The organism is Peribacillus simplex (assembly GCF_900156045.1).
Classification (GTDB): Bacteria; Bacillota; Bacilli; order Bacillales; family DSM-1321; genus Peribacillus; species Peribacillus simplex_D.
Map to the genome: position 1 here is coordinate 437,764 of NZ_FTMX01000005.1, position 23,131 is coordinate 460,894.

Annotated in this window: 17 protein-coding genes and 1 riboswitch; of the genes, 3 read left to right on the top strand and 14 right to left on the bottom strand. The window is 38.0% G+C overall.

Going from position 1 to position 23,131, the window contains the following annotated elements:
* Window positions 1–16: 16 nt before the first annotated feature.
* From BW986_RS19065 to BW986_RS19095, 7 genes are all read right to left on the bottom strand, one after another.
* Window positions 17–784, bottom strand: coding sequence for an IclR family transcriptional regulator (locus tag BW986_RS19065; RefSeq protein ID WP_076369682.1), 768 nt, complete (start codon window positions 782–784; stop codon window positions 17–19).
* Between the two features lie 63 nt (window positions 785–847).
* Window positions 848–3,052 carry a dihydroxy-acid dehydratase domain-containing protein gene (locus BW986_RS19070; protein WP_076369684.1) on the bottom strand — a complete coding sequence of 735 codons (2,205 nt, stop codon included), beginning with the start codon at window positions 3,050–3,052 and terminating at the stop codon, window positions 848–850.
* A 61-nt stretch (window positions 3,053–3,113) separates the two neighbouring features.
* On the bottom strand, window positions 3,114–4,364 hold the full coding sequence (locus tag BW986_RS19075; protein ID WP_076369686.1) for a nickel pincer cofactor-dependent isomerase, group 22: 1,251 nt from the start codon (window positions 4,362–4,364) through the stop codon (window positions 3,114–3,116).
* Between the two features lie 24 nt (window positions 4,365–4,388).
* Window positions 4,389–5,435 carry a TRAP transporter substrate-binding protein gene (locus BW986_RS19080; protein ID WP_076369688.1) on the bottom strand — a complete coding sequence of 349 codons (1,047 nt, stop codon included), beginning with the start codon at window positions 5,433–5,435 and terminating at the stop codon, window positions 4,389–4,391.
* 59 nt (window positions 5,436–5,494) lie between these two features.
* Complete coding sequence (locus BW986_RS19085; RefSeq protein WP_076369690.1) at window positions 5,495–6,772, bottom strand: TRAP transporter large permease; 1,278 nt, start codon at window positions 6,770–6,772, stop codon at window positions 5,495–5,497.
* Entirely contained in the window at window positions 6,769–7,341 is a 573-nt protein-coding gene (locus BW986_RS19090; RefSeq protein WP_081395692.1) for a TRAP transporter small permease, read from the bottom strand. The genes BW986_RS19085 and BW986_RS19090 overlap by 4 nt, the downstream gene beginning before the upstream one ends.
* Window positions 7,342–7,377: 36 nt before the next feature.
* The gene (locus BW986_RS19095) at window positions 7,378–8,406 is read right to left on the bottom strand and encodes a TRAP transporter substrate-binding protein (protein ID WP_260320898.1); all 1,029 of its coding nucleotides are present in this window, start codon (window positions 8,404–8,406) and stop codon (window positions 7,378–7,380) included.
* Window positions 8,407–9,235: 829 nt separating this feature from the next.
* Between BW986_RS19095 and BW986_RS19100 the strand changes: the two genes are divergently transcribed.
* Window positions 9,236–10,972: a methyl-accepting chemotaxis protein gene (locus tag BW986_RS19100; protein WP_076369694.1), complete on the top strand. Its 1,737-nt coding sequence runs from the start codon at window positions 9,236–9,238 to the stop codon at window positions 10,970–10,972.
* A 70-nt stretch (window positions 10,973–11,042) separates the two neighbouring features.
* Here the strand turns inward: BW986_RS19100 and BW986_RS19105 are convergent, their stop codons facing one another.
* The 5 genes from BW986_RS19105 to BW986_RS19125 form a co-directional block, all read right to left on the bottom strand.
* Window positions 11,043–12,002 carry a DUF4822 domain-containing protein gene (locus BW986_RS19105; protein ID WP_076369696.1) on the bottom strand — a complete coding sequence of 320 codons (960 nt, stop codon included), beginning with the start codon at window positions 12,000–12,002 and terminating at the stop codon, window positions 11,043–11,045.
* Window positions 12,003–12,084: 82 nt separating this feature from the next.
* On the bottom strand, window positions 12,085–12,786 hold the full coding sequence (locus BW986_RS19110; RefSeq protein WP_081395693.1) for an ankyrin repeat domain-containing protein: 702 nt from the start codon (window positions 12,784–12,786) through the stop codon (window positions 12,085–12,087).
* 261 nt (window positions 12,787–13,047) lie between these two features.
* Window positions 13,048–13,734: a response regulator transcription factor gene (locus BW986_RS19115; protein WP_076369698.1), complete on the bottom strand. Its 687-nt coding sequence runs from the start codon at window positions 13,732–13,734 to the stop codon at window positions 13,048–13,050.
* On the bottom strand, window positions 13,731–15,179 hold the full coding sequence (locus BW986_RS19120; RefSeq protein ID WP_076369700.1) for a sensor histidine kinase: 1,449 nt from the start codon (window positions 15,177–15,179) through the stop codon (window positions 13,731–13,733). The genes BW986_RS19115 and BW986_RS19120 overlap by 4 nt, the downstream gene beginning before the upstream one ends.
* Window positions 15,180–15,948: 769 nt before the next feature.
* Window positions 15,949–18,210 carry a metallophosphoesterase gene (locus BW986_RS19125; protein ID WP_076369702.1) on the bottom strand — a complete coding sequence of 754 codons (2,262 nt, stop codon included), beginning with the start codon at window positions 18,208–18,210 and terminating at the stop codon, window positions 15,949–15,951.
* A gap of 659 nt (window positions 18,211–18,869) precedes the next feature.
* Window positions 18,870–19,048: riboswitch (Lysine riboswitch) on the top strand.
* Between the two features lie 134 nt (window positions 19,049–19,182).
* Here BW986_RS19125 and dapA point away from each other — a divergent pair.
* Window positions 19,183–20,070 carry a 4-hydroxy-tetrahydrodipicolinate synthase gene (dapA, locus tag BW986_RS19130; protein ID WP_076369704.1) on the top strand — a complete coding sequence of 296 codons (888 nt, stop codon included), beginning with the start codon at window positions 19,183–19,185 and terminating at the stop codon, window positions 20,068–20,070.
* 372 nt (window positions 20,071–20,442) lie between these two features.
* Here the strand turns inward: dapA and BW986_RS19135 are convergent, their stop codons facing one another.
* Window positions 20,443–20,934: an Lrp/AsnC family transcriptional regulator gene (locus BW986_RS19135; RefSeq protein WP_076369706.1), complete on the bottom strand. Its 492-nt coding sequence runs from the start codon at window positions 20,932–20,934 to the stop codon at window positions 20,443–20,445.
* A 253-nt stretch (window positions 20,935–21,187) separates the two neighbouring features.
* Between BW986_RS19135 and BW986_RS19140 the strand changes: the two genes are divergently transcribed.
* A complete protein-coding gene (locus BW986_RS19140; protein ID WP_076369708.1) occupies window positions 21,188–22,102 on the top strand; it encodes a DMT family transporter in 915 nt (304 codons plus the stop codon).
* Window positions 22,103–22,236: 134 nt separating this feature from the next.
* Here BW986_RS19140 and BW986_RS19145 read toward each other — a convergent pair whose 3' ends face one another.
* Complete coding sequence (locus tag BW986_RS19145) at window positions 22,237–22,944, bottom strand: DNA alkylation repair protein (protein WP_076369710.1); 708 nt, start codon at window positions 22,942–22,944, stop codon at window positions 22,237–22,239.
* Window positions 22,945–23,131: the final 187 nt, after the last annotated feature.

A 23,131-nucleotide genomic window follows, 5' to 3' on the forward strand; every position in this document is an offset into this window, starting at 1 on the left:
AAATGGCAGGCCTCATTTATATTTTTTGATATTCATAACCGAGCTCCTGCGAAATTTTACTGCTGCATTCCTTTAATAGACGTACATAATACTCATGTGTTTCTTCATTTACTTTCGAAGCAGGCATCGATACACTCATTGCAGCGATTACCTTTCCTGAATAATCTTTTATCGGTACGGCAAGACAGTAAATCCCTGGTTCGTTTTCTTCATTATCCATTGAATAGCCATTAGTGCGTGCTTTTTCGATTTCTGCTAAAAACTGCTCCTTGGATCTAATCGATTTTTCGGTCGGCCCCGTATAATCATAACCGTCCAAGAGCAAATCAAGTTCACTATCCGTTTTGGTTGCAACAAGGGATTTGCCAACTGCACTCGTATGAATCGGAACACGTCGTCCAATACGGGAATAGAGGACCGTTACCCCAGTGCCCTCCACTTTATCGACATAAACACCTTCCTGCCCGTCTAATATGACAAGGTGCAGCGTTAAATTCGTTGTTGCTGAAAGCCATTCAAGGTGTTTTCTTGCTACGTTGCGCAAATCGAGATGGGTCACAACAACGCTTCCCCTCTCCAATAGCTTTAATCCTAACGAGTATTTTCCATTTTCTTCGCCTTGAGAAATATAGTGATGCTCCTGTAAGGTTTTTAATAGTGAATGAACCGTACTTTTATGTAAATTCATTCGCTTGCTTATCTCTGTGATAGTTAGTTCGCGCTCACGCTCATCAAATAAATCCAATATTTTCAAGGCACGCTCCACCGATTGGATGATAGGCATCGTTCCTCACTCCTTTTATAATTCTGTCTACCTTTATCTTATCGGATTTATGACGAGCATTCCTCACTTTATTTCAACTTTTTTTCCTTGGAGTAAGATATCCTGTTCATAATCAAGGACCGCATCCTCAATGACAGCGATTGGAACAACACCATTTGCTGCATCTGTATGTCCAAACATCCTGTTGCTGGCCGCAACCATTTTTTGTCTAACTTTCATCCGCTGCTTTCGTTCAGCTGCCAATGATTGTCTTTCTTCTATAAAATGATCCGCAAAATCATGAACAACCTTTCCTGAATATAGTTGAGTAGCATCTACAAAATCAATCCGTCGATCACGAAGCTGAAGGTGGATTACATCCCCTGATTTTAGTAAACCAATGCCGCCGCCTTCATACGATTCCGGTGTCATATGTCCTATAGCAGCACCATATGTGACTCCTGAATAGCGGCCGTCGCTAATGATTGTAGCGATTTTTTTCATAACACGATTTGCATTGATGTGTTGCATTGGTGTAAACATTTCCGGCATTCCGAATGCTACTGGCCCCTGCCCTGAGATAATGACCGCAATTTTCAATGTGCCTTCTTCAACCATCCTGTCAAATAATTCCCCATAGGAAGCATTTTTTAGAAGAGACCATTCCTGCTCATTGTTGTATTTAAGAGATTCGAGCAATAAATTATGTTCAAAAAGCTTTTGCTCTTTTATTTTTGAAAGCAGATTTGAATCGAGCAGGCTTTTATTTGCATCATCTTCATTTTCGTAATAAAGGACAAATGCCAGCTTATCATCGAATTGGTCAAGCTGCGGTGTCGGCATTCCGCTGATTTTTACAACGGCGCTTTCAAAGAAGTTTCCTTTTAATACATCAACACCGCTGAATCCACGGCGTGGAGTGGATAAAATGACCTGATTTTTCTTTACGTTAACCGCTTTTAGGCTACTTGTAATCGCAAGACGTTCTTTCCAGGTTTTTGCTGCGACAGTCGGCGCATCCTGATCCATTGGTACACCATTCTCGATAAGTTCATAAAAAAGTGTTTCCATTCCCCTGCTTGTCCCACTGCAACACTGCATCGCAAGTGAATAAATGTCCCTTCCTTCTGTCAAACTGTAATCAAATAAATCAGGAATTGGGTGTGAATGATGAATGCGGTCAAGTTCCCATAAGCTGAATTTGAATCCTGCATAAAGCATGCCGGCGACAATATGCATCATTAAGTTAGTAGAACCACCCGAAGCGCTGTGAATACGGATTGCATTTTTTATGTTCGCAGCGACAATGTTGGCCACGCCGTAACGCTCTTCGTTTATCATTCCGGCAAAGCTATCAAGAACCGAATTAATCTGGCGTTGTGTTGGTGGATCGGTTAACAGCTCCACGGCTGGATGAACGAGACCCATGCCTGCCACTAAATGACGTGAACTATTCCCCGTACCATTGAAGGCACATACACCTCCCTGCCCGTCACATGTTGCGACAGCAAGTCTCATTTCAAAATATTTATGCTGCTCCTTCGTCAATATTCCTCGTTCATAGGCCCGTTCAAACACGCCCTGGAATGCAGTATTCGATGAACATTGCAATATATATGCCATTGTATCTCGTAAATCAACGGCTACATCATTAGCTCCTTTACTTTCCGCTTTTTTCGCGAGAGTTTCCAATTCCTCGATCACGTCAGCTGGAATCGAGCCGCCTTCTAATACGTGAGCAGGTGCAAATGTTGCGAAAAAGGGTGCTTCACCACGGTTTCGGCGAACACGATCCACATGTGCGAGTGCACTTACAACACCAAGAGGCTGCTTATCACACCCTTGAATGACGAATGCACCGTGATAACTGTGAGCTTCTAGCTGGTTGACAACCATTTGTGCAACCGCGTTTCGGCTCTGGAGAGAGTAACTCATCCCTTGATTGTTTTGCGCAGTTCCATCACACATTACCGGTGTCGAGAAATGAAACGGCACGCCGCCGTTTTGCCAGATGCGAATTGCTGCCCGTGCCGACGTTTGGTAATCCATTATATGGGCCGGATGATCGGACGAACCACCGATAATTGCGATACGAGGGGCATTCCTCTCTAGCCGCATATAAATTTCCTCAAGCGTCCAATCAGGCTTCCCCCCTTCATATGTGGAGCCAAGCGTCAGCTTCGAACGGTCCAACAGACCCGCAACCGTAATGGGTTCATTTGCTTTTCCCTGTACATTATCGCGGTAAGGGTTAATTTCGTTATCGATTAGTGGATATAGGTGTGTCATTTCAGCACTCCTTTGATTTCAAATGAATTCTTCCATTCTCTAAAAATATTAAAGAAGGTTTTTAGTCTAGTGCCAATTCTTCTGGTTCTGAAAGGATCTCTATATTTTTGTTTTTTGAAGCTTCTTCCATCATGCTTTCAGAAATCCAAATTTCACCGATTTCAAGCGTGTTTTGTATTCTTACAACTCTCACTTTATTCAAATCGAAGGCATTGCACGTTTTAATAGCGGCTTTAACAGCCAATTCCTGCGTATCTAAAAACATCGGGAGCTTTACTACATCTGTCACTGTGCTTGTGAGTGCATTGGCGTAGCCTTTTTCCCACTCAATTTCATTCATGACGGCCTTCGTCGTCATATCAGCCATCCCGATGCCGTTTGCATTACCGTGAGTTTTTTCAGTAAGCCCAAGTACAACGGTCCGTTTAACGTCCGGCCCCCCGGTGGCATATGGAGTGGCGAAGTTACCCGTAATATTCGGATCCATTCCATCCCCCGAAATGTCCTTTCCGAGTTCATTTACAATAAGTACGTCCATCGAATCGAAATGTATTTTTGGCATCAATGATTTTGCTTCAAGCAATAGTCCCGGCTCCGCTTCCTCCAGTTCCTCTGCAGGGACTGCGACGATTTTCGCTGGTTTATCATAGGCATTTTCAATAGTCGCAAGACCAAATATGATAGGAGCTTTTGTTAAGGAAATCTTCGCCATCTCAGGGACATGTTCCGCCATATACTTAAAGCTGTATGCATGTGCAGCTTCGGCTCCCTTTTGCTTGCCTAAACCGATTGTAATCATTTTCATTAGTCCGCTTTCAACCGGTCCACGAAATGCCGTATGTGGTTTTATCCGATTAATGACTATGATTTTATCCGATTCATATGCAAGCTTATCAATATAGACAGGGAGCCCATTTGGCAATTCATCCAGTTTAATAACTTCCATCGATGAAAGTATTGGCGCTCCAACCGATTCTTCTGAAATACCCAGCTGAAGCAACACATCGATTTGCCCTTCCGCTGTAGCACCCCCATGGCTTCCCATTGCAGGGACGATAAAAGGATCGCCGCCAGCCTCCATAACGGCCGCCACCGTTTCTCTTACTAATATAGGAAGGTCCGCTACCCCTCTGCTTCCTACTGCAATTGCCACCCTGTCATCTTCATTTATTCTTGATAAGACACCTGCTTCTTTTATCGCCTTCTTCACCTCACCAGCTACATCAGCGATTTGAGGTGTACGAAATTTCTGCCTCACTTTGACCATTTTCGGTAATTGGATTTCACGCAAAAGTTCAGAGATAATATCCATTTTCCATCCTCCAAACAGTCTGGATTATTTACTGCGTACTTTTTCAACTTCTTTCATCATTTCCTCAACAAGATCCGGTCCGAATTTTTGAGCATATTCTTCAGTCACTGGCTGGATGACTTTCTTCATTTTTTCCACTTCCTCCGGCTCTACTTCATTGATTTTCATTCCTTCTTCTTTTAGATACTTAAGTGCTTTTTCATTTTCTTTTTGGTTAACTTCCCGTTGATACTTTCCAGCCTCTTGTGCGGCCTCACCCATGATTTCTTGCTCTTGTTCTGATAAATCATCCCAGAACTTTTTACTGACAAGGAATACAAATGGTGTATAAACATGATTCGTTAGACTTAAGTATTCTTGCACTTCATTATATTTTTGCGTTTGAATTGTTGCGAGTGGGTTCTCCTGCCCATCAACAGTACCAGTTTCCAACGCAGTAAATACTTCAGAGAAGGCCATCGGCGATGGATTCGCCCCTAACTTTGAAAATGCATCTAAATGCACTTCATTTTGCATGGTACGAAGTTTCAGACCTTTGAAATCATCAGCCGTTTTAACGGGATGTTTACTATTGGTTATGTTTCGGAAGCCGTTTTCCCAGTATCCCAAACCTACTAAATCATGTTCCGGTAATTTATCCAAAAGTTTTTTGCCTACTGTACCATCAAGTACTGTATAAGCTTCCTCTTCATTATTAAAGACAAATGGGAAGTCATAAATTCCAAATTCCTTAATCATCCCCACAAGTGGTGAGGTTGAAGGAACAGTTACTTCCTGTAAACCGCCTTGAAGTGCTTCCGTCATTTTCTGATCATCTCCAAGGGTGGCATCAAAAAAGTTTTGGACTTTCATTTTCCCCCCGCTTTTTTCTTCAACCAGTTCTTTAAATTTCTCCATTCCTTTTCCTTGTGGATGCATTTTACTATTTCCGATTCCTGCTTTGATTGTTCTTTTCTGAATACCGTCAGCTGAAGCGCTTTCATTTTGTCCGCTTCCGCAAGCACTTAATAGTAGTAATGAAGGCAGTAAAACTCCAACCGCCAAACGTTTGAACAAATTATTCATTTTCATTTTCCTCCTAATAAATTAAGATGGGTATCGGAATACAGACCAATTACTTGATAAATCCGTTAGGAAGTAAACCATTCTAGAGGAACAAGCACTAAGGAAGGAAACAAAATCAACAAGATCAATACAATTACTTCAACGAGCAAGAATGGCCAAATCCCCTTCATGATATCTTCCATACTGATCTTACTTATGCCGCACATGACATTTAAAACGGTTCCGACAGGTGGTGTAAGTAAGCCGATGGCGTTATTCAGGATAAACAGGACACCAAAGTAAACTGGATCAATACCTGCAGCGACCACCAGTGGCATCAAGACAGGTGTTAGAATAAGGATAGTCGGCGTCATATCCATAGCAGTTCCAACTACGATAACCAATAGGTTTATCATGATTAATAGAAGGAATGGATGATCCATAAATGGCTCCAGCAATCCAATTACCTGACCAGGTAAATCGGCTACAGTTATCAGCCAGGATGACACGAGTGCTGCAGCGACCAGAAACATGACAACACTCGTCATTTTTCCAGCATGAACAAAGACCTCATACAAATCTTTCACTTTCATCTCGCGATAGATTACTAGACCGACAAATATTGCATAGACTGCAGCCACCACTGCCGCTTCAGTCGGTGTAAATAAACCGAATTTCAATCCACCAATGATAATGACGGGCAGGAATAGAGCCCAAATGCCTTGACGAAGAGAAGTAAATATTTCTTTTGCTGAAGCTCGGCGGTTAACGGCGACTTTATCTTTTCGTGCAACAATGGCCCAGGTAACCGTAAGTCCAACCGCTAGTAAAATACCTGGAACGATTCCTGCCATGAACAGCTTTGTAATGGACACACCACTCGCGACACCGAAAATGATAAAGCCAATACTTGGCGGAATGATCGGGGCAATGATGCCACCTGATGCAATCAACCCACTTGACCGGTTCACATCATAACCGGACTTCACCATCATTGGAATTAATATAGCCCCAAGCGCTGCCGTATCGGCAACAGCAGATCCCGATAAACTCGCAAACAACACACTCGCAATGATCGCAACATAGCCAAGGCCTCCCTTGATATGGCCAACCAATTTCATTGCCATCTCAACGATACGGCGTGATAGACCGCCCCGATTCATCGCCTCTCCTGCCAGCATAAAGAACGGTATGGCCATTAGAGGAAAGTTATCCGCGCCACTGATTAGGTTTTGTGCGATAATTTGACTATCAAAAATACCAAGAAAATACATAAGCACTACGCTACTGACAAGTAAGGCAAATGCAATAGGTATTCCAAGTCCCATGGCTCCCAGTAAAGATCCGACAAATACACCTATCATCCCTGCTTCTCCTCCTTAATTATCCTAATATCTGACTCAAATTCATCAGCATGGAGGGAAATTAGCTCTTCTGACTCACTTATCATCACTAATTCTTCGTCTTTAATTTTATTGAAGAAAATCCGATACAAGTTGAATATGATCATGCTGCCCATTGAAACACTTACAAGAATACCTGTCCCATATACAAATGCCAGTGGCATTCCAGTGGCCGGTGCAGCACTATCAATGTTTATCATGGTCATTTTCCAGCTTCCATCCAGGATTAAGAGAAGAACGAATAACATCATCAAATCACTAATAACCAGTACCACTTTTTTCATCTTATTCGGGAGCCGTTTAATGACCATGTCGACACCTAAGTGTTCTTTGTTTTTGAAAGCTCCGATGGCGCCGAGGAACGTCAACCAAATAAAGAGATACCTTGACATTTCCTCTGACCAAGTAATCCCTGAATTAAAGAAATAACGAAGAACTACATTACCAAACACGAGTACGACCATTATTGCTAAAGCAGCTGCCATAATAATGTTTAACGAATTTTCTAAGATTCTGGATATTTTATTCACCTATACATCTCCCCCTTCCTATCTGGAGCGCCTGCTTCATTCTGCTTTTATTTTTCCGACGAGCTCCTCGGCCCAGTCATTTTCCTCAAAGACTTCATCATAAACAGGTTGAGATGCCTTTAACATTTGTTCTGAAAAGTCTTCGTCAGGCGTAGTGAATTTGATTCCATTATCCTTAAGATATGCTTTGTCATCTTCATAACTTTTTTCCATCAATTCAAACTCATATGCTGCCGACTCTTTTGCGGCTTTTTGAATGATTTTTTGTTGCTCCTTTGTTAGCCCTTTATAGAATTTGCTATTGATAATGTAAATATTGGGGCTGAACATATGCTTGGATTCCAGTACATCACTTTGAACTTCATTCCACCCCGAGGATCTCAGCGTGGCAATGGGATTATCTTGAGCATCAACTACCTTTTGTTCAAGTGCGGTAAAAACTTCTGAAATAGGTAATGGGCTAACGTTCGCCCCCAATGATTCACCTAGTTTTATGTAATTCGGGATGTTCGGCATTCTGAGTCGAAGTCCATCAAAGTCTTTCATACTCTTAATTGGACGATTACTCGAAAACATCCTAAATCCGTTTGCACTCCATGCAAGTGGTGTCACTCCATGTTTTGGATCAAGCTCTTTTGTCAATTCCTCTCCTATAGGTCCATTCAATACCTTCTTTACATGACCGTAATCCCTAAAAAGGAAGGGCCATTCAGGAACACCCATTTTAGGAATGTCCGACTGCATAATTAGTCCTGGAACACCCATTTCGATCGTTCCATTTCTGACTCCGTCGTAAAATTCTTTTTCTGCACCTAATGTACTGTTCGCATAAATCCGCACCTCTAGTTCACCATTACTCTCCTTTTCAACGATTTTTTTGAATTTTTCTTTCAAGGCAATGTTTTGAGGATGATTTTCAGCAAAATAATGCGCCACTTTAATCGTTTTCTTTTCAACTCCAGATCCACTGGTTTTTTCTCCCTCTCCTCCACCACATCCTGATAAAAGGAATCCCATTGCTAATGCCAAGCTTGTGGAGAATACAAAAAGCTTTCTTTTTTTCAATAAAAACCCTCCCAAAAGTTTTTTTGTAAGCGTTATCATTTATCGCTGATCTTATAACTTCTCCTCACCCTTGTATAAGCCAAAATTAAATTATTTTATAATATAAAACTCCGTTTTTGTTTTATTCGGAGTAAGGAAAACACTTCACCTCTAATTACGTTTTTCAAGTTGATTCATGACTTTTTAAACGATTACTTTTAATAAAATGAAGGGTTAATTTGTTCTATAATATAAAACTCGGTTTTTAAATTTAAAATCTTACGTTGATTATAAGCTTCCATTTTTACTAATGTCAAACCATTTTTTTGAATTTTATAACAACTTAACAAATCCTCTATTTCACTAAATAATATTTAGAGATTCAACATTTAATAACTTCATCCTTTCCAATAAAGATTTATAGAATCAGAACGTAAAAGATGAAATTTATTTTTTTCTATACTAGGATAGAAAATCATACAAAGCCAGGTTCTCTTAAAATACATTCCTTTACTCTTTTTAATTGTATTTCCTGCTGAAAAAGCCTGTCTTTAAGAATTTATTTTTCTTATTTGGTTTAATTTTTTCCTTGTTATAAGTTTATTACCCCTTCCATTCCTTCAAAAGATATATTCCATTTTTAAAGGTTTATATCTTTTTTTCTCTTTTGAAAAATTACAATCCATATTTAATATTGAGATCATTTCATTATGAACCTCTCATACAAGTTAAAGACGAAAGGTATAAAAACTCCAACCGAAGGTTTTAAAAAGGTCTCATTAAATATAGTTACTTATTACCGATATATAAAACATGGTTAATATATAACACGGGGAAGGAATAAACAAAGATGAATAAACTCAGTTCGAAAATAGCTTTTGTTCTTTTAACAGGCATGGTCATTACATTAATTGGAAGTTTACTATTGATGTATAAAAGTACGAATGATACGGTTGAGAAAACTATCGCTATGAGCAGCTTAGACATAGCAAGCAACATCTCTCAAGGAATAAATCCAACATCTTATGCTGATTTTTTAAGTAATCAATCCGAAACCTCTACATATTGGGAGATACGCGAACAATTAGACGATTATAGACAAAAAACTGGAGCATTGTATGTATATACAGTGGGGATTAACGAAAATAGCGAAAAAGTCCATATTCTTATAGATGGAATGGGTATGGGAGATAAAAAAGCATCTCCCATTTTAACACCCACAACCGCAACTTCATATCAGGATGTAGAAAGCGTCATGAAGGGAAAGGTTTCTACCACTTCCATCGTTCATGATCCAGAATATGGTGACTATTTATCCGTTTTTGTTCCCATCAAGAAAGGGGACGAGGTCATCGGAATACTTGGGGTGGATATTGATGCCAGCAAAGTCGACGCTACGGCCAGCAAGGTTCTGGGTGGCATCCTTCCCCTGACCATAATAATCAATGTAATCTTAATGGCGATCGTAGTTGGTGCCTTAATATGGTTCTTGACTAGAAAGTTAAGCCCCCTTCTCAAGGTCAGCTTGGCTGCAAAAGAAATATCAAATGGAAATTTATTAACAGCCAATAAACTGGTTGGCAACATAAAAGTAAACGGGAACGACGAAATCAAGGTTTTAGTGAAATCCTTTGAAGAAATGATTACCAATACAATTATGATCGTCAACTCCATGAAAAGCTCATCTTACCAGCTTTTGGAGTCATCAAGTGATATCGAACACAAAATCAAAGAAATGGATACTTCCACACAATATATAGTTAATGGCATTCAGCAAGTCGCAGGAGCTGCGGAAGTACAATTGCACAGAAGTGAAGAATCATCGAGGGTCATCGAGGAAATGACCATAGGGATACAAAGAATTGCCGAAGCTTCTTCAGAAGTCAGCGAACAGACAAATCATGTTTCAACTAGAATGTCCATTGGAAATAAAGATATAAATGAACTCTCAAATCAAATACTGCAAGTAAAAGATGTGATGCTGCAAACAAGTTCAAAAATAAAGAAATTGGACGAACAAGCTAATGAGATTGTGAATATTGTACATTTAATTACAGGAATTGCCGAGCAAACAAACCTGCTATCACTAAATGCGGCAATTGAAGCTGCTAGGGCCGGTGAACAGGGTAAAGGTTTTGCGGTGGTATCGAACGAGGTACGGAAATTGGCAGTCGGTACGAAGGAATCTGCCACCAATATACAAGAGTCCCTACTACATTTTAAATCCATCATAAATGAGTCAGTGAAAATGATGGAAACTGGAACTAAAGAGGTAGAGGAAGGGACAAAATTCGTCCTGAATACAAGAGAAACTTTTAAACAGACCATAAAATCTTTTGAGCATGTTAGTGATCAGATTCAAGAAATATCAGCCATTACAGAGCAAATGGCAGCAAGTTCCCAGGAAATCAATGCTTCGATAGAAGATTTTGCAGGGTTAACAAGGGAAACTGCAGTAGCTTCAAGGCAAGTGGCACAATCAACAGATCAACAAGCGAAATCCATGGAGGACATTTCTTTCTCTACCTCCTCGATGGTAAAGCTCGCTAATGACCTGGAAACATCCGTTGAACAGTTTAACGCGTAAACATCTTGAAACACTATTCTATTACTATATTAAGAAAGGGATTTTGCTATAATGCAAAATCCCTTTCTTTTTATTTAGTTGATTTTAGTTTCAAATCACCCTCATAAGGTATATGTTCAACCGTTATCGTTATATCTTTTCCCTCTTTATCTTTACCGATTCGTTTATAAGTGAATTTTTGTTCATTAAGCTCTGTAAGTTCAAGAACTGCACCATACTTATTTTCCCCTTGTGAAGCAAGGGCTCTTATCTTATTTCCATGAACAACATCGTAATAGCCGTAATCACCACGGCTTTCACCGGTTTTAGCATCAAAAAATTCATACTTATTTGTTTTATCATCATATTTTGCCAGTCCTAAATAATTCGAGTTATAGCTTGATACATCATTTCCCTTTTCATCCAACGCCACTGTTCCTTGCCATATGGTGCTGGATAAAATTTTGTCTCCATCAACGTCTGTATCTACTTCCCCAGTGTAAGTTTCCAAAGTCTTATCTGGATCAGTAAAAGAAAGTTCTGTTTCAGTATAAGGAATATGATCAACAAACACTTCTACATCATTACCATTAGCATCTTTTCCCATTCTTTTATAGGTAAACATATCCTCATTCAGTTCTGTTATTTCAACAACGGCTTGGTAACCCATTGATTCTGAAATTAACACTCGCATCTTTCCATTTGTGATAAAGAAAGTACCTTTATCACCTCGACTTTTTTTAGTATTTTTATCAAAAAATTCATATCTCGATGAATCATCATCATACTTCGCTAGACCAATAAAGTTTGCATTCTCCTTAGTTAAGTCATTATTATGCTTATCATAAACTTTTGTTCCTTGCCAATTCGTGCCACTAAGAATTTTAGTCATTTCCTGTCCTGCGGTTAACTTATGTTCTTGTTTACTCTCTTTAGCAGGTTGTTCATGCTTCTGAGCACTTTGAATGCCTTGTGCGTTTGTGTTGCATCCTGTTAAGGCCAATGTTAATCCAAGTAGTATAGATGATGAAATTTTTGCTTTTTTGTTCATTTTTTCGTCTCCTCAATTATATTATGGTTGTGATTATTTAGTAGTGAAATGACATTTCAAATTGCAAGTATCGGCGATCCGGTTATTTTGCTCCTGCGGATAGTAAAATTTGTTCAATCTCTTTAAACCCTTTCTCGCGGGCATGTTGTAAAGGTGTCAGACTACCATTATCAGGGATGTTGACATCTGCCCCATGATCTATTAGCAATTTCACTGTTTCCTGCTGTTTTCCATCACCATTATTCAAAATGATAGCTTCTAGTAAAGCTGTCCAGCCGAGATCATTTACATGATTCACATCAATATCGGTTTTAGTAAGGAGTTCTTTAATAACCTCGACATATCCATGTTCCGAAGCAGGGATTAAAGCCGTTCCTCCATAACGGTTGGTAATAGACGGGTCGGCACCTGCTTCAATTGCTAATTTAAGTATATCTACATAACCTTCAGCACCGGCATACAAGAAGGGGCTATTTTTCATGTCATCCTGAATGTTGACGTCTGCACCCGCTTCAATAAGGATTTTTGCAGTCTCTACATCATTGTTATAAGTCGCAATCATAGTTGCGGTTCGTCCTTCCGGGTCCTGTGTATTAAGATCAGCACCTTGCTCTATCAAACTTCTTATTCTATCCGTTTCATTTCGTTCTACAGCTTGAATCAGTTGTTCATTCATTCCCTTTCCTGTCTCCTTTTCTTGTTTATTTATCCCTGCTTCGTTATCTGGGACACAGCCTTGAAGGATGAAAAGGCATCCGATGACAATCGTTAGCCGTCTCAACATGAAACACACCATCCTTTCCCCATTTGTACATCATCTGCCCGCACCAAAAGGGCTTGTTCTAAGCTTTTTTAGGTTGCATGAGGATTTTATCTCCCTTTTATTTTTAGTAGCTTGCTTACTTATTCCGTCTTCATTATATTAGTGCCTAATCTTAAACTCCCTCTAAACAATTTCTTAAAAAATGATTAATTTATTCATAAAATTTCTTAATGTTTATAAAAAAATCCCGCCACCTTCGTGACGGGTCTTAAACCATACTATTTAAACATTAAAGCGATACCCTGCTCCCCAAACGGTTTCCAAAAATTTAGGATGTGCGGGATCCCTTTCAATTTTTTCACGTAGTTTCCTGATATGGACGGTGACAGTCGAAACATCTGCAGCCGATTCCAATCCCCAAATATTTTCATAAAGCTGTTCTTTGCTTAATACTTGATTCGGATGCATGACAAAAAACACTAGAGTATCGAATTCCTTTGTTGTAAACGGGACCATCTCTCCGTTTATGTGAACTCGACGTGCAGACTTATCTATTGAAATGCCATGAACATAGATTGAATTGGATTTGGGGTGACTTCCTGATAAACGTTCATAACGCGCTAAATGCGCTTTTACTCTTGCAACTAGTTCACTTGGACTAAAGGGCTTTGTAATATAATCATCTGCCCCTAAACCAAGCCCACGAATTTTATCAATATCTTCCTTTTTGGCGGATACAAACAATATCGGAATATTATGGACAGCACGTATTTGTTTGCATATCTCAAATCCATTCAATCCTGGAAGCATGATGTCCAAAATGATTAAATGATAATTTCCTTGAAGGGCCTGTCGGAGACCTGCATCACCAGTATGTTGAATATCGACACTAAAATCATTTATTTCCAAATAATCCCTTTGTAATTCAGCAATACTGACTTCGTCTTCAATAAGTAATATCTTTTTCACTTTTCCTCACCTTTCTTTATGGAAAAGAAGACACTTGTACCTTTTCCTATCTCGCTAGTGGCCCAAATATCTCCTCCATGTTCGCCGATAATTTTTTTTGCGATCGCAAGTCCTAAACCACTTCCACCTGTCAGAGAATTTCTAGATTGCTCAGCACGATAAAAGCGGTTAAAAATATAAGGCAAAGCAGAAGACTCTATTCCATAGCCATTATCAGTTACTTGTACTACCACATCATACAATCCTTCATGCAGTGAAATGGAAATGTGTTTTTCCTCTTTATTCATATACTTTACACAATTACTGATTAGGTTGGCCAATACACGTTTTAGTTTCTCTCTATCCGCTGTCACGTATATCGGTTTATGCAGCTGTTGAAGTTCAATCTGGATTCCTTGTTGAAGTAAATCCAGTTGAAGTTCATCTACGTAGTCTTTTAAATATTTATCTAGTCTGACCGATTCAAAAGTGAAAGGTTCTTTTTTTAAATCCAGCTTGGAAAATAAAAACAATTCATCTATCAATGAATCCATATCCCTTGCTTTTAGGTATACAGTCGATAAGTACTTGTCCATTTTCTGCGGGGTGTTTGCTACTCCGTCTTTTATCCCCTCAACATATCCCATAATCGAAGTGATCGGTGTCTTTAAATCATGAGAAATATTGGAAAGAAGTTCTTTGCGATTTTCCTCATACTGAAGCTGAAGGTTTACGGACTCTTTTAACTTTTTTCTCATTTCCTCAAACTCCCTATTCAATTGTCCGATTTCATCATTCGAAGTCGCTTTGATTTCAAAGTTTAAATCTCCTGATTTTATACGCTCTGCGCCTTCTTTAAGTACTGAGATAGGTTTGATGATGCTTCTTGAAACTAAATAATTCAAAAGTCCAATAATCATTACAAGCAGTAATAACAATAGCGCGAATAAAATGGGAAATGACTCGCGAGTCAGCTCGGCATAGGAACTTGCCTTTCTCAATACAAAAACACTTCCTTCACTTTTATCCGAAAAATAAAAATCAAACTTCACATATGTGAAAAAGGAGTCTTTCATTCTGATTGTGTCCCGCGTATTGATGTTCGTCTCTTCGAACATGGGAAGTGATTGAACCAAGCCTAGCTTATCAAGTGTGGGGGACGTATACTCTATGTTATTACCTTTTCTAACGACAATCTTAATATCTCTATGTTCAATCTTCTTCAGCTGTTCTTCGTTCAGAAGCTGCTCTGGATTATTTTTTGCCAAAAGCTTTAAATCGAGAAACACACTTTCTTCTACTGCAGTCAAAGGTTTTTGGAGATAAGATTTTTTGTATAAATGCTCTATCGATTTTATATCACCTGTTATTGCAAAAATAAGTAAAAATCCAGCTGCTAAAAATAAAGTGATAGAAATAAGAATTACGCCAACGTAGGACAACAGAAATCTCATTTTAATTGACAAATATTTTCACCCCATATCGATCTCTCTTTTACTCTTTTATAGAAAAGTTCACCGTTTATCTGCTGTTCTTGCATGAAAAATGTTTCCCACGATAATTTTTCTTAGAACTAAAAAAAACATATCACACAAATCTTAAAATTTTCTAAAATACATAGAAAAAAAATCCTATTCAATTGTCGGTCTACAGTTTTTTTATTTAGGCTCTTTTAGTAAAGATTGTTGTTTTAAAAACGAAACGATTTAAGGTTGATTGGAACGCAAGTGCGGGACTCCTGCGGGAGAGCGGGACAGGTGAGACCCCACAGGCGTTCACGCCGAGGAGGCTCACCGCCCGCCCCGTGGAAAGCGAGCATCTTGGAGGGGAAATCAACCACACCGCATTATTTGGTAAATAGCAACAAAGTATGCGAAAACAGCCTTTATTTAAAAAACGTTCCTGTTGTTTTCAGAAATCCGCTCCCTTTCCGCGACTGTCCGCCAAGCCTCCTCGCCGCAAGCTTCTCTGTGGTCTCGGCTAGCTAGTTTTTTGTTAAAATATTGGTTTTTCATCTTACCTTTTATAATAATGGAATGGTTTATAAATTATCCAGGAGTTAAATAAAGTTGCCCTTCAATGTTATTTAAATTAATAACTATATCTCCATTTTGATGTATTATCTTAACAAAGATACGAAATAAATGAGTGATAAACAAAGAAAAAGCGAACTTACCTCATAAGGAAAGTCCGCTTTTTACTAATACAAATTTTTTAAAAAGTTCACCTGTTCTTTCATACATTTGGTGAAACGATCAGTTGGTCATCCAATCTAATATCGTCAATCGACCAAAACCAATTATTTTTAGCATTATGCATTCTCCATTGTATTTTCATCGAAGAAGCACCTTCAGGAACCTTAATCGATTTAACTTCATACTTATTCAAAACATATCCATTTTTATTATCGGAATCAGCTTTATTGTCATAAACGAGAACTTGTTGTTTTTCCCCATTATCAAAGACAGCAGTCACTTCAGCTGTTTGCGTTCCTTCTTGTTTATAATGGGATGCAAATCCTAAGTATAGATCTTTTGCACCATCAACTTTTACAGAAGGTGAAGTTAATGTACTATCAAAAAAGCCCTTTGATGATGGTGAACCGTTATCATCCCATTCATCAGGATCCGCTACAGCTATAACACCTTGCCCAAGCTCAAATTTGTTACGATCTTGGTCTTCTGCTTTTGTCCAAAAGTCCTTTGTTGTGAAACTCCAACCTTGCCACTCCTCTGTACCAGTTGGCATATTTGAGCCATTTGTAACCGACCAGCCGTTAGGAGCTGTATGGCTCCAACCGAGAATGGAACTTGGAATGTTTTCATTCACTGCTGGCTTTAATGCAGACTCTAATAGGTCAAAACTTTCTCCAAGCATCATGTTTACGAATACATTTATATTCTTGGAGCCAATTTTTTGGCCGCCTTCGTAAGCTGTAATCGTGAATTGTGATGAATCGGAACTTTCCTTACTAGGTGTAGCTTTTATTGCCAACGTTTTTTCTTCAGTTCCTGAAAGCTCATACTCAAGTTCGGTGTGCTCCACACTCCAATCTTCAGGAGCAGCAACTTTAATTTTCCCTTTCACACTGCCATTTCCATAATTTTTCATCTTCACTTGAAGTGTAGTCGATTCACCTGAGGTTACTAAAGGAGGGGAAGCTTGTGCTGAGACCACTTCCAGGGCTTTTGTCTGACCTTCAGCCAGTAACCCCTTTTTACTGCTATTGTTAAATGAATCTAGTGCTTGTACCTTAATTTCATAATCCGTACCTGGCTTAAGACCAGCTACAGGGAACTCTAAATTCTTTGGAACAGGATCAATATAGAATTCAGAAAATGCGATGAAGTCTGCGTCTAACTCCCCAGTTTCCTTATTTTTGGCTGTAATGTGATATGAATGTACGAGCATGTTATCTTTTGCTTGTGGAAATGTAACATTTAAACTTTTTAGTGTCGATTTTTCTTTTACAATCGAAGCCTTGTCTTTAACTGCAAAAACCGGTGGTAACTGATCTCGATCGTCTGTATATTTAAAGTTATTTTTTTTAGAAGGATTTTTGATTACCCATGGTTTTCCTGCCCAATCGTCTTTATGAAAGTCACGTTTTTTAATGACAACTTCATTATTATAAACTTCTACAATCATACCTTGACTAATATCCCGATATCCTTCTGGATGAAACCCTTGAAGTTTGCCCGGCTCTAATTCCAAATAACTTACAGAAGACGTGCCAACTGACGTAAAGTCTTTTTGATGAATCGTTCTAGGGTCTTCAAGTGGATAATGAGAATGGCCTGAAAATGTAATAACCTGTGGATGTTTCTTTAAGGTATCATATAAAAGTTCTTTATTTTCCTGAGTTCCCCATAAGTCACTTCCATACACAGTGTCTTTAATGTGTTGATGAAGAAAAACAAAGATTGGTTGGTCCGGATTCTCTTTTTCTGCTGCAGCTAACTTTTCGCCAAGCCAGTTAATTTGATTAACAGAATACAAACCATGCGTATTCCCATTTTCCGGACTTAACGTAATAAAATCATATCCATTTACTTTTTTATGATAGTAAAGAGAATCCATTCCTGTTTTCTCGAGAAAACGATCTTGTGCTTTTTCTACTGAAAGTCCATTCCAATAATCATGGTTTCCCATTGTAAACATGGATTGGACATCGCCTTGTTTCTTTTCATTATAAATGGAGAAGAACTTATCATACTCAGTAGCGTATCCATAGTCCGTTAAATCCCCAACGACAACAAAAGCATCCTGTTTAGGCGCAGCTTTGTTTAATTGATCCATGGCTGTTCTAAACTTGTTCATATCAGCAGATGATCCATCATCTATATGTACATCACTGATTACAGGAAAAACGAGCTCCGGTTTACGTTTATTATCAGAATTTGAAGATTCCGAGAATACTTGTACACTTGATAAAGAAGTTGTTAATCCTACCGTTACAACTGTCAACATTGCAGCAAATTTATTTTTCGCTTTCAAAATCAATTCCTCCTATTTATCGTTTAGCCGCTTTAATTATGTAAGTATTTTGAAAAAAGACAAATATCCTCCTTATTTTTAAATTTTTATGTGTTTTACCAATTAAAATAGTAACTTTACATTATTAATAAAATATAGGTTCAGTGTAATTTAAATATTAATAAATCAATAAAGGCCTATGGCCAATATTCGTTCCATACACTTTTGGCTCGTTTTTGGTATTGATTTGCCTTTGCTTGATGGGAATGGGGAACTATCCCTTAACTACGTAGTCATCCGAATTATGGTTATATTTATACATTTGGTAAATGATTCCATATTATATAGAAATACCAATTTTCATATGGTAAATTACAGAAGAATGAAAGGAGAGAGGTTATTATAAAAGGCTCTTTTCGTAAAGATTGTTGTTTTTAAAACGAAACGATTTAAGGTTGATTGGAGCGGAAGCGCGAGACTCCACAGGAGTTCACGCCGAGAGGCTCACCGCCCGCCCCGCGGAAAGCGAGCATTGGAAGGGAAATCAACCACACCGCATTACTTGGTGAATAGCAACAAAGTATGCGAAAACAGCCTTATAAAAAAATTGTCCTTGCAATAAGAAGGATTCCTTGTTATATTACAGTCAATTAAATATTTTCTTACTTCATACTTTTTGAAGTGAGGATAGAGGAGCAAAGACCATTAGTACACATTTTGAGGAGAATGAGATCCTATGACTTTTGTGGAAAGGGGAATTTGCCGAAGCGGAAAGAATCTCATGTTCTTGAAGCTGGTTCTGCTATTGAATAAATGCAGGACTGTCATATAGGAAACTATATGGAGGGCTATCTTATGCGCGGAAACATTTTTTTGATAAATATTGTTTCTACTGCAGCAGCGAATCCTCGTTGTTGCTTTTTTGCGTTTACTCCTGAATCGCCCTAACCACCTCTGAATTTTTATAAAAATTATACAAAAGGGTGTGAAGTTATGAATTTTGGCCAAGTTTTAACCGCAATGGTTACCCCGTTTAATCATAATGATGAGGTTGATTTCAATGCTACGAGAACTTTAGTAAATTATTTAATTGCTAATGGTTCTGATGGATTAGTAATAGCTGGTACAACTGGAGAGTCTCCTACATTAACTGCAGAAGAGAAAGTGGATTTATTCAAAATTGTTGTAGAAGTTGTTGATGGAAGAGTTCCAGTCATAGCTGGAACTGGCTCAAATAACACGAAGGCTTCCATCAGCTTAACAAAACAGGCAGAGGCGGCAGGAGTCGACGGAATCATGCTCGTTACCCCATACTATAACAAGCCGTCTCAAGAAGGATTATTTCAGCACTTTAGTGCCATTGCCCATTCAACATCTTTACCGGTAATGCTTTATAATATCCCAGGACGAAGTGTTGTGAACATGTCAGTAGAGACGATTGTTAGCCTCTCAAAAATCAACAATATCGTGGCAGTAAAAGAAGCAAGTGGTGACTTAGATGCCATGGCACAAATCATAAGCAAAACAGCTAGCGATTTTACATTGTACAGCGGCGATGATGGGCTAACATTACCGGTTTTAGCCATCGGTGGAACAGGTGTTGTTTCGGTTGCTTCACACATAATTGGTAATGAAATGCAAGAAATGATCAATAGCTTTAAAAATGGTGATGTCCATGGTGCTGCCACTGCACATCGTAGACTTCTTCCAATTATGAAAGCATTATTTACTGCACCAAGCCCAGCACCGGTAAAATCAGCATTAAATATGCGGGGGGTAAATGTTGGAGGTGTCCGCTTACCAATGGTCCCTTTAAACAATGAAGAAAAAAGTGCACTACAAATAGCTCTACAATCTAGTAAAGTATATAACTTAATTTAAGTAAAATTAGAGAAAGATATTTTCATGAATGAATTATAATCGATTTATAGTTCAACTTAGAAATGGATTTATATCTACTTATATAATTTGATGATGAATAAATGGCCTTTGTTCTCTTTGAGCAAAGGCTATTTTTTTGATAAGTTTTTTTATCCACCCCCCTTTTATTTCATGGCCTGAAAGTTGCTGTCCTTCATTTTGATCCTTGCTGTAGACTTGTATGTTTCCAAACTTACGGACTTCATTTTTTTATTCCATCTTCTATTTTTCTCTCTCTTGTTCTATCAAAAACCGTTCGTAAAAGTGAATACAAAATCATTATCGTCCGAAAAGTATTTTAAAACTGTACTTACAGTTAAAAATAGGTAACTTTTACGAACGGGACTTTTCTTCCCATATAGGCAACACTGTTGAATATTTAATTTCTCTGAGAGCTAGGCTAGTTTGAATTCTTGTTATGCCTAGTTTATTTAACTTTCTAATAAATGTTTCCAATTCCTTCCGATCTTTGTTAGCCACTTTTAAAAGATAATCATACTCACCTGTTAAACAATGGCACTCTAATACTTCTGACATAGATGCTAATGCCTTCTCCAAAACTTCCAGTTTTTCAGCTTGATGTATATCCGTACTCATAAAAATAAAACATAATAAATCAAAACCTAGCTTCTCCTGGTTTAAAATTGCTACTTGTCCATTAATAAATCCTTCATTTTCCAAACGTTTTATCCTTGAATGTATAGCTGGCGGAGATAACTTGACGCGCTTTGCAAGCTCAGTATTGCTTAACTGTGCATCCTTTTGTAGTAAATCTAAAATTTGAATATCAACATTATCCAGAACCTTGCTTACGATAGATTCCACTTATAATCACTCCTTTTACAATTGTTCCAAAAACGGTATCATCCCAATAACGAAACTTAATTTAATTCTGTATATTAGCAATATTTTTTAATATTATTTTAAGTTTCCTCTATTATACAAAATAATATATAAAGTAATGAACTAAAATGTTAAAATTAGTAGTAATTAATTATGAAAATTGAAATGTCATTGTGCACAATGGCTTCGATCTTTTTTCACTTAAACTGTGAAAGATGAAAAGGAGCAAAAAGATATGCAATATTATTATTTTTCGTTATTACTTTTAACAAGTTTATTATGGGGTGGAAACTTTGTCTTAGGAAAATCGCTTGTCGGTCATGCTTCTCCGATGACGTTGACGAGTTTAAGGTGGATTATTGCCATTAGTTGTCTTTTGCCAATTGTATGGTGGAAAGAAAGAAAGATATTTCCCCCTCGAAGTGCAATCCTTCCTTTATTTTTGATGGGAATTACTGGTGTGGCTCTATTTAATCTATTACAATTTGCAGCATTAGAGAAAACATCCGCCACTAATGTTGGATTAATATCCACATTAAACATGATATCAATTGCTGTTTTTTCATTTTTCTTTTTAAAAGAAAGAATTAATATTCTACAAATGTTTTCTATGTTTTTTTCGCTTATTGGCGTAATACTTGTACTTTCAAAAGGAAATATTGATCTATTCCTTTCATTACGTTTTAATACAGGAGATTTATATATGATGGCTGCTGTATGCGTTTGGGGAATATATTCCGTTTGTAGCAAATGGGCAATGATAACAACAACACCCATGATGTCTACATTATATTCTGGTATATTTGGACTTATAGTTCTTCTTCCGTTTAATTTTTCTAATTTTACAGTGTCTAATATAAATGCTTCTTTCATACAATCTATTTTATATACAGGCGTTATCTCAACTGTAGCATGTATGGTACTTTGGAACATTGGTGTACAAAAATTAGGTGCAACAACATCAGGTATTTTCTTGAATTTTAATCCTATTTTCACTGCAGTTTTAGCCTATCTATTATTAGGTGAAAAAATGACTTGGGTACAAGGAATTGGTAGTGGTATTGTGATTATAGGCTGTTATTTGTTCTCACATTTTAAAGCGAAGGTGATTTTCAAAAAGAATTCTAGACAAACGCAGATTCAAGCATGATTTTTATTCAAAGTCTATAAACGTAATATCTCTCGTGATTAATTTTCTAAATATACTTAAAAGCCTGATCCAAGGTGGATACAGGCTCGTCTGTTCAAAAACTTCCGGATAAGGAATTAATAAAAAAGTGCTATTTAACATCTTACATATTTGCGTTTAAAACCAAGCCTTCCTTTATCGACTTCTTTTTGAATACTTTCGTAAGCATTTAGAAAACTGCTTTTTTTCTTGTCCCGTTTGACTTCTACTATTCCTATTGCCTTTGCAGTCTCGACTGCCTTTTCATGGAGTGGCAAATATGAAATCCCCACGGTGTATAGAAAATTATTCATAGCGGATTTCGTTCGTTCCGGCGAATCGTGAATCGTATTTTTCACATTATCAAGCATATTGGAAATCTTACTTTCTGAAAATTCAACGTCTAGCCGATTCCCTAAAAGCCAGCAGTAGCAGCTCCAGCCCGCTGACATTCTCAGATCTTCACCGCTTGCGATCCATTTATCAGAAACTTCTTGTGCAATATCTGACTCTGCTAAAGTTACGGCCACTACATAATCGGACAGCATATAAAAATACGCAGCATCCATCCAACGATCATAATCCGACTCAGTCATGGCTTTTGGGTCTGCAATAATGCCCGCAAAGTACATTGCATCGTAGTTCCCCGTGGAATAAAGCTCTTCAGCTAAACGGTTACTTATTTTTATTTTCTTTGCAATTGGTTTCATAGCGCCTGTAGCCACTCCAAAAAGCGGCTCATGCGCACCATTGGATATGTACATTTTTTTAGTTCGTTCCTTGCCAAGGGCTTCAAGTTCCTGCATGACCATCTCTAAATTCATCGCTTAGCACTTCCTTCTTTTCGGAGTTTTCCCACTAATAATTTGCCCATCAAATATATCACCATTATCCTATAACAAACTACCATTTGTCAGCAAAAACTACCGTCTTAACTCATGAGTATTACGCAGGAATCGACTTAATATTGCCGACTTTTTTTAATTGAATTAACTTAAATTCGTACTTTCA

Excerpts from the sequence above, each read along its gene's own strand:
- BW986_RS19065 (WP_076369682.1), bottom strand. The coding sequence starts at position 784 with ATGCCTATCATCCAATCGGTGGAGCGTGCCTTGAAAATATTGGATTTA.
- BW986_RS19070 (WP_076369684.1), bottom strand. The coding sequence starts at position 3,052 with ATGACACACCTATATCCACTAATCGATAACGAAATTAACCCTTACCGC.
- BW986_RS19075 (WP_076369686.1), bottom strand. The coding sequence starts at position 4,364 with ATGGATATTATCTCTGAACTTTTGCGTGAAATCCAATTACCGAAAATG.
- BW986_RS19080 (WP_076369688.1), bottom strand. The coding sequence starts at position 5,435 with ATGAAAATGAATAATTTGTTCAAACGTTTGGCGGTTGGAGTTTTACTG.
- BW986_RS19085 (WP_076369690.1), bottom strand. The coding sequence starts at position 6,772 with ATGATAGGTGTATTTGTCGGATCTTTACTGGGAGCCATGGGACTTGGA.
- BW986_RS19100 (WP_076369694.1), top strand. The coding sequence starts at position 9,236 with ATGAATAAACTCAGTTCGAAAATAGCTTTTGTTCTTTTAACAGGCATG.
- BW986_RS19105 (WP_076369696.1), bottom strand. The coding sequence starts at position 12,002 with ATGAACAAAAAAGCAAAAATTTCATCATCTATACTACTTGGATTAACA.
- BW986_RS19110 (WP_081395693.1), bottom strand. The coding sequence starts at position 12,786 with ATGTTGAGACGGCTAACGATTGTCATCGGATGCCTTTTCATCCTTCAA.
- dapA (WP_076369704.1), top strand. The coding sequence starts at position 19,183 with ATGAATTTTGGCCAAGTTTTAACCGCAATGGTTACCCCGTTTAATCAT.
- BW986_RS19140 (WP_076369708.1), top strand. The coding sequence starts at position 21,188 with ATGCAATATTATTATTTTTCGTTATTACTTTTAACAAGTTTATTATGG.
- BW986_RS19145 (WP_076369710.1), bottom strand. The coding sequence starts at position 22,944 with ATGAATTTAGAGATGGTCATGCAGGAACTTGAAGCCCTTGGCAAGGAA.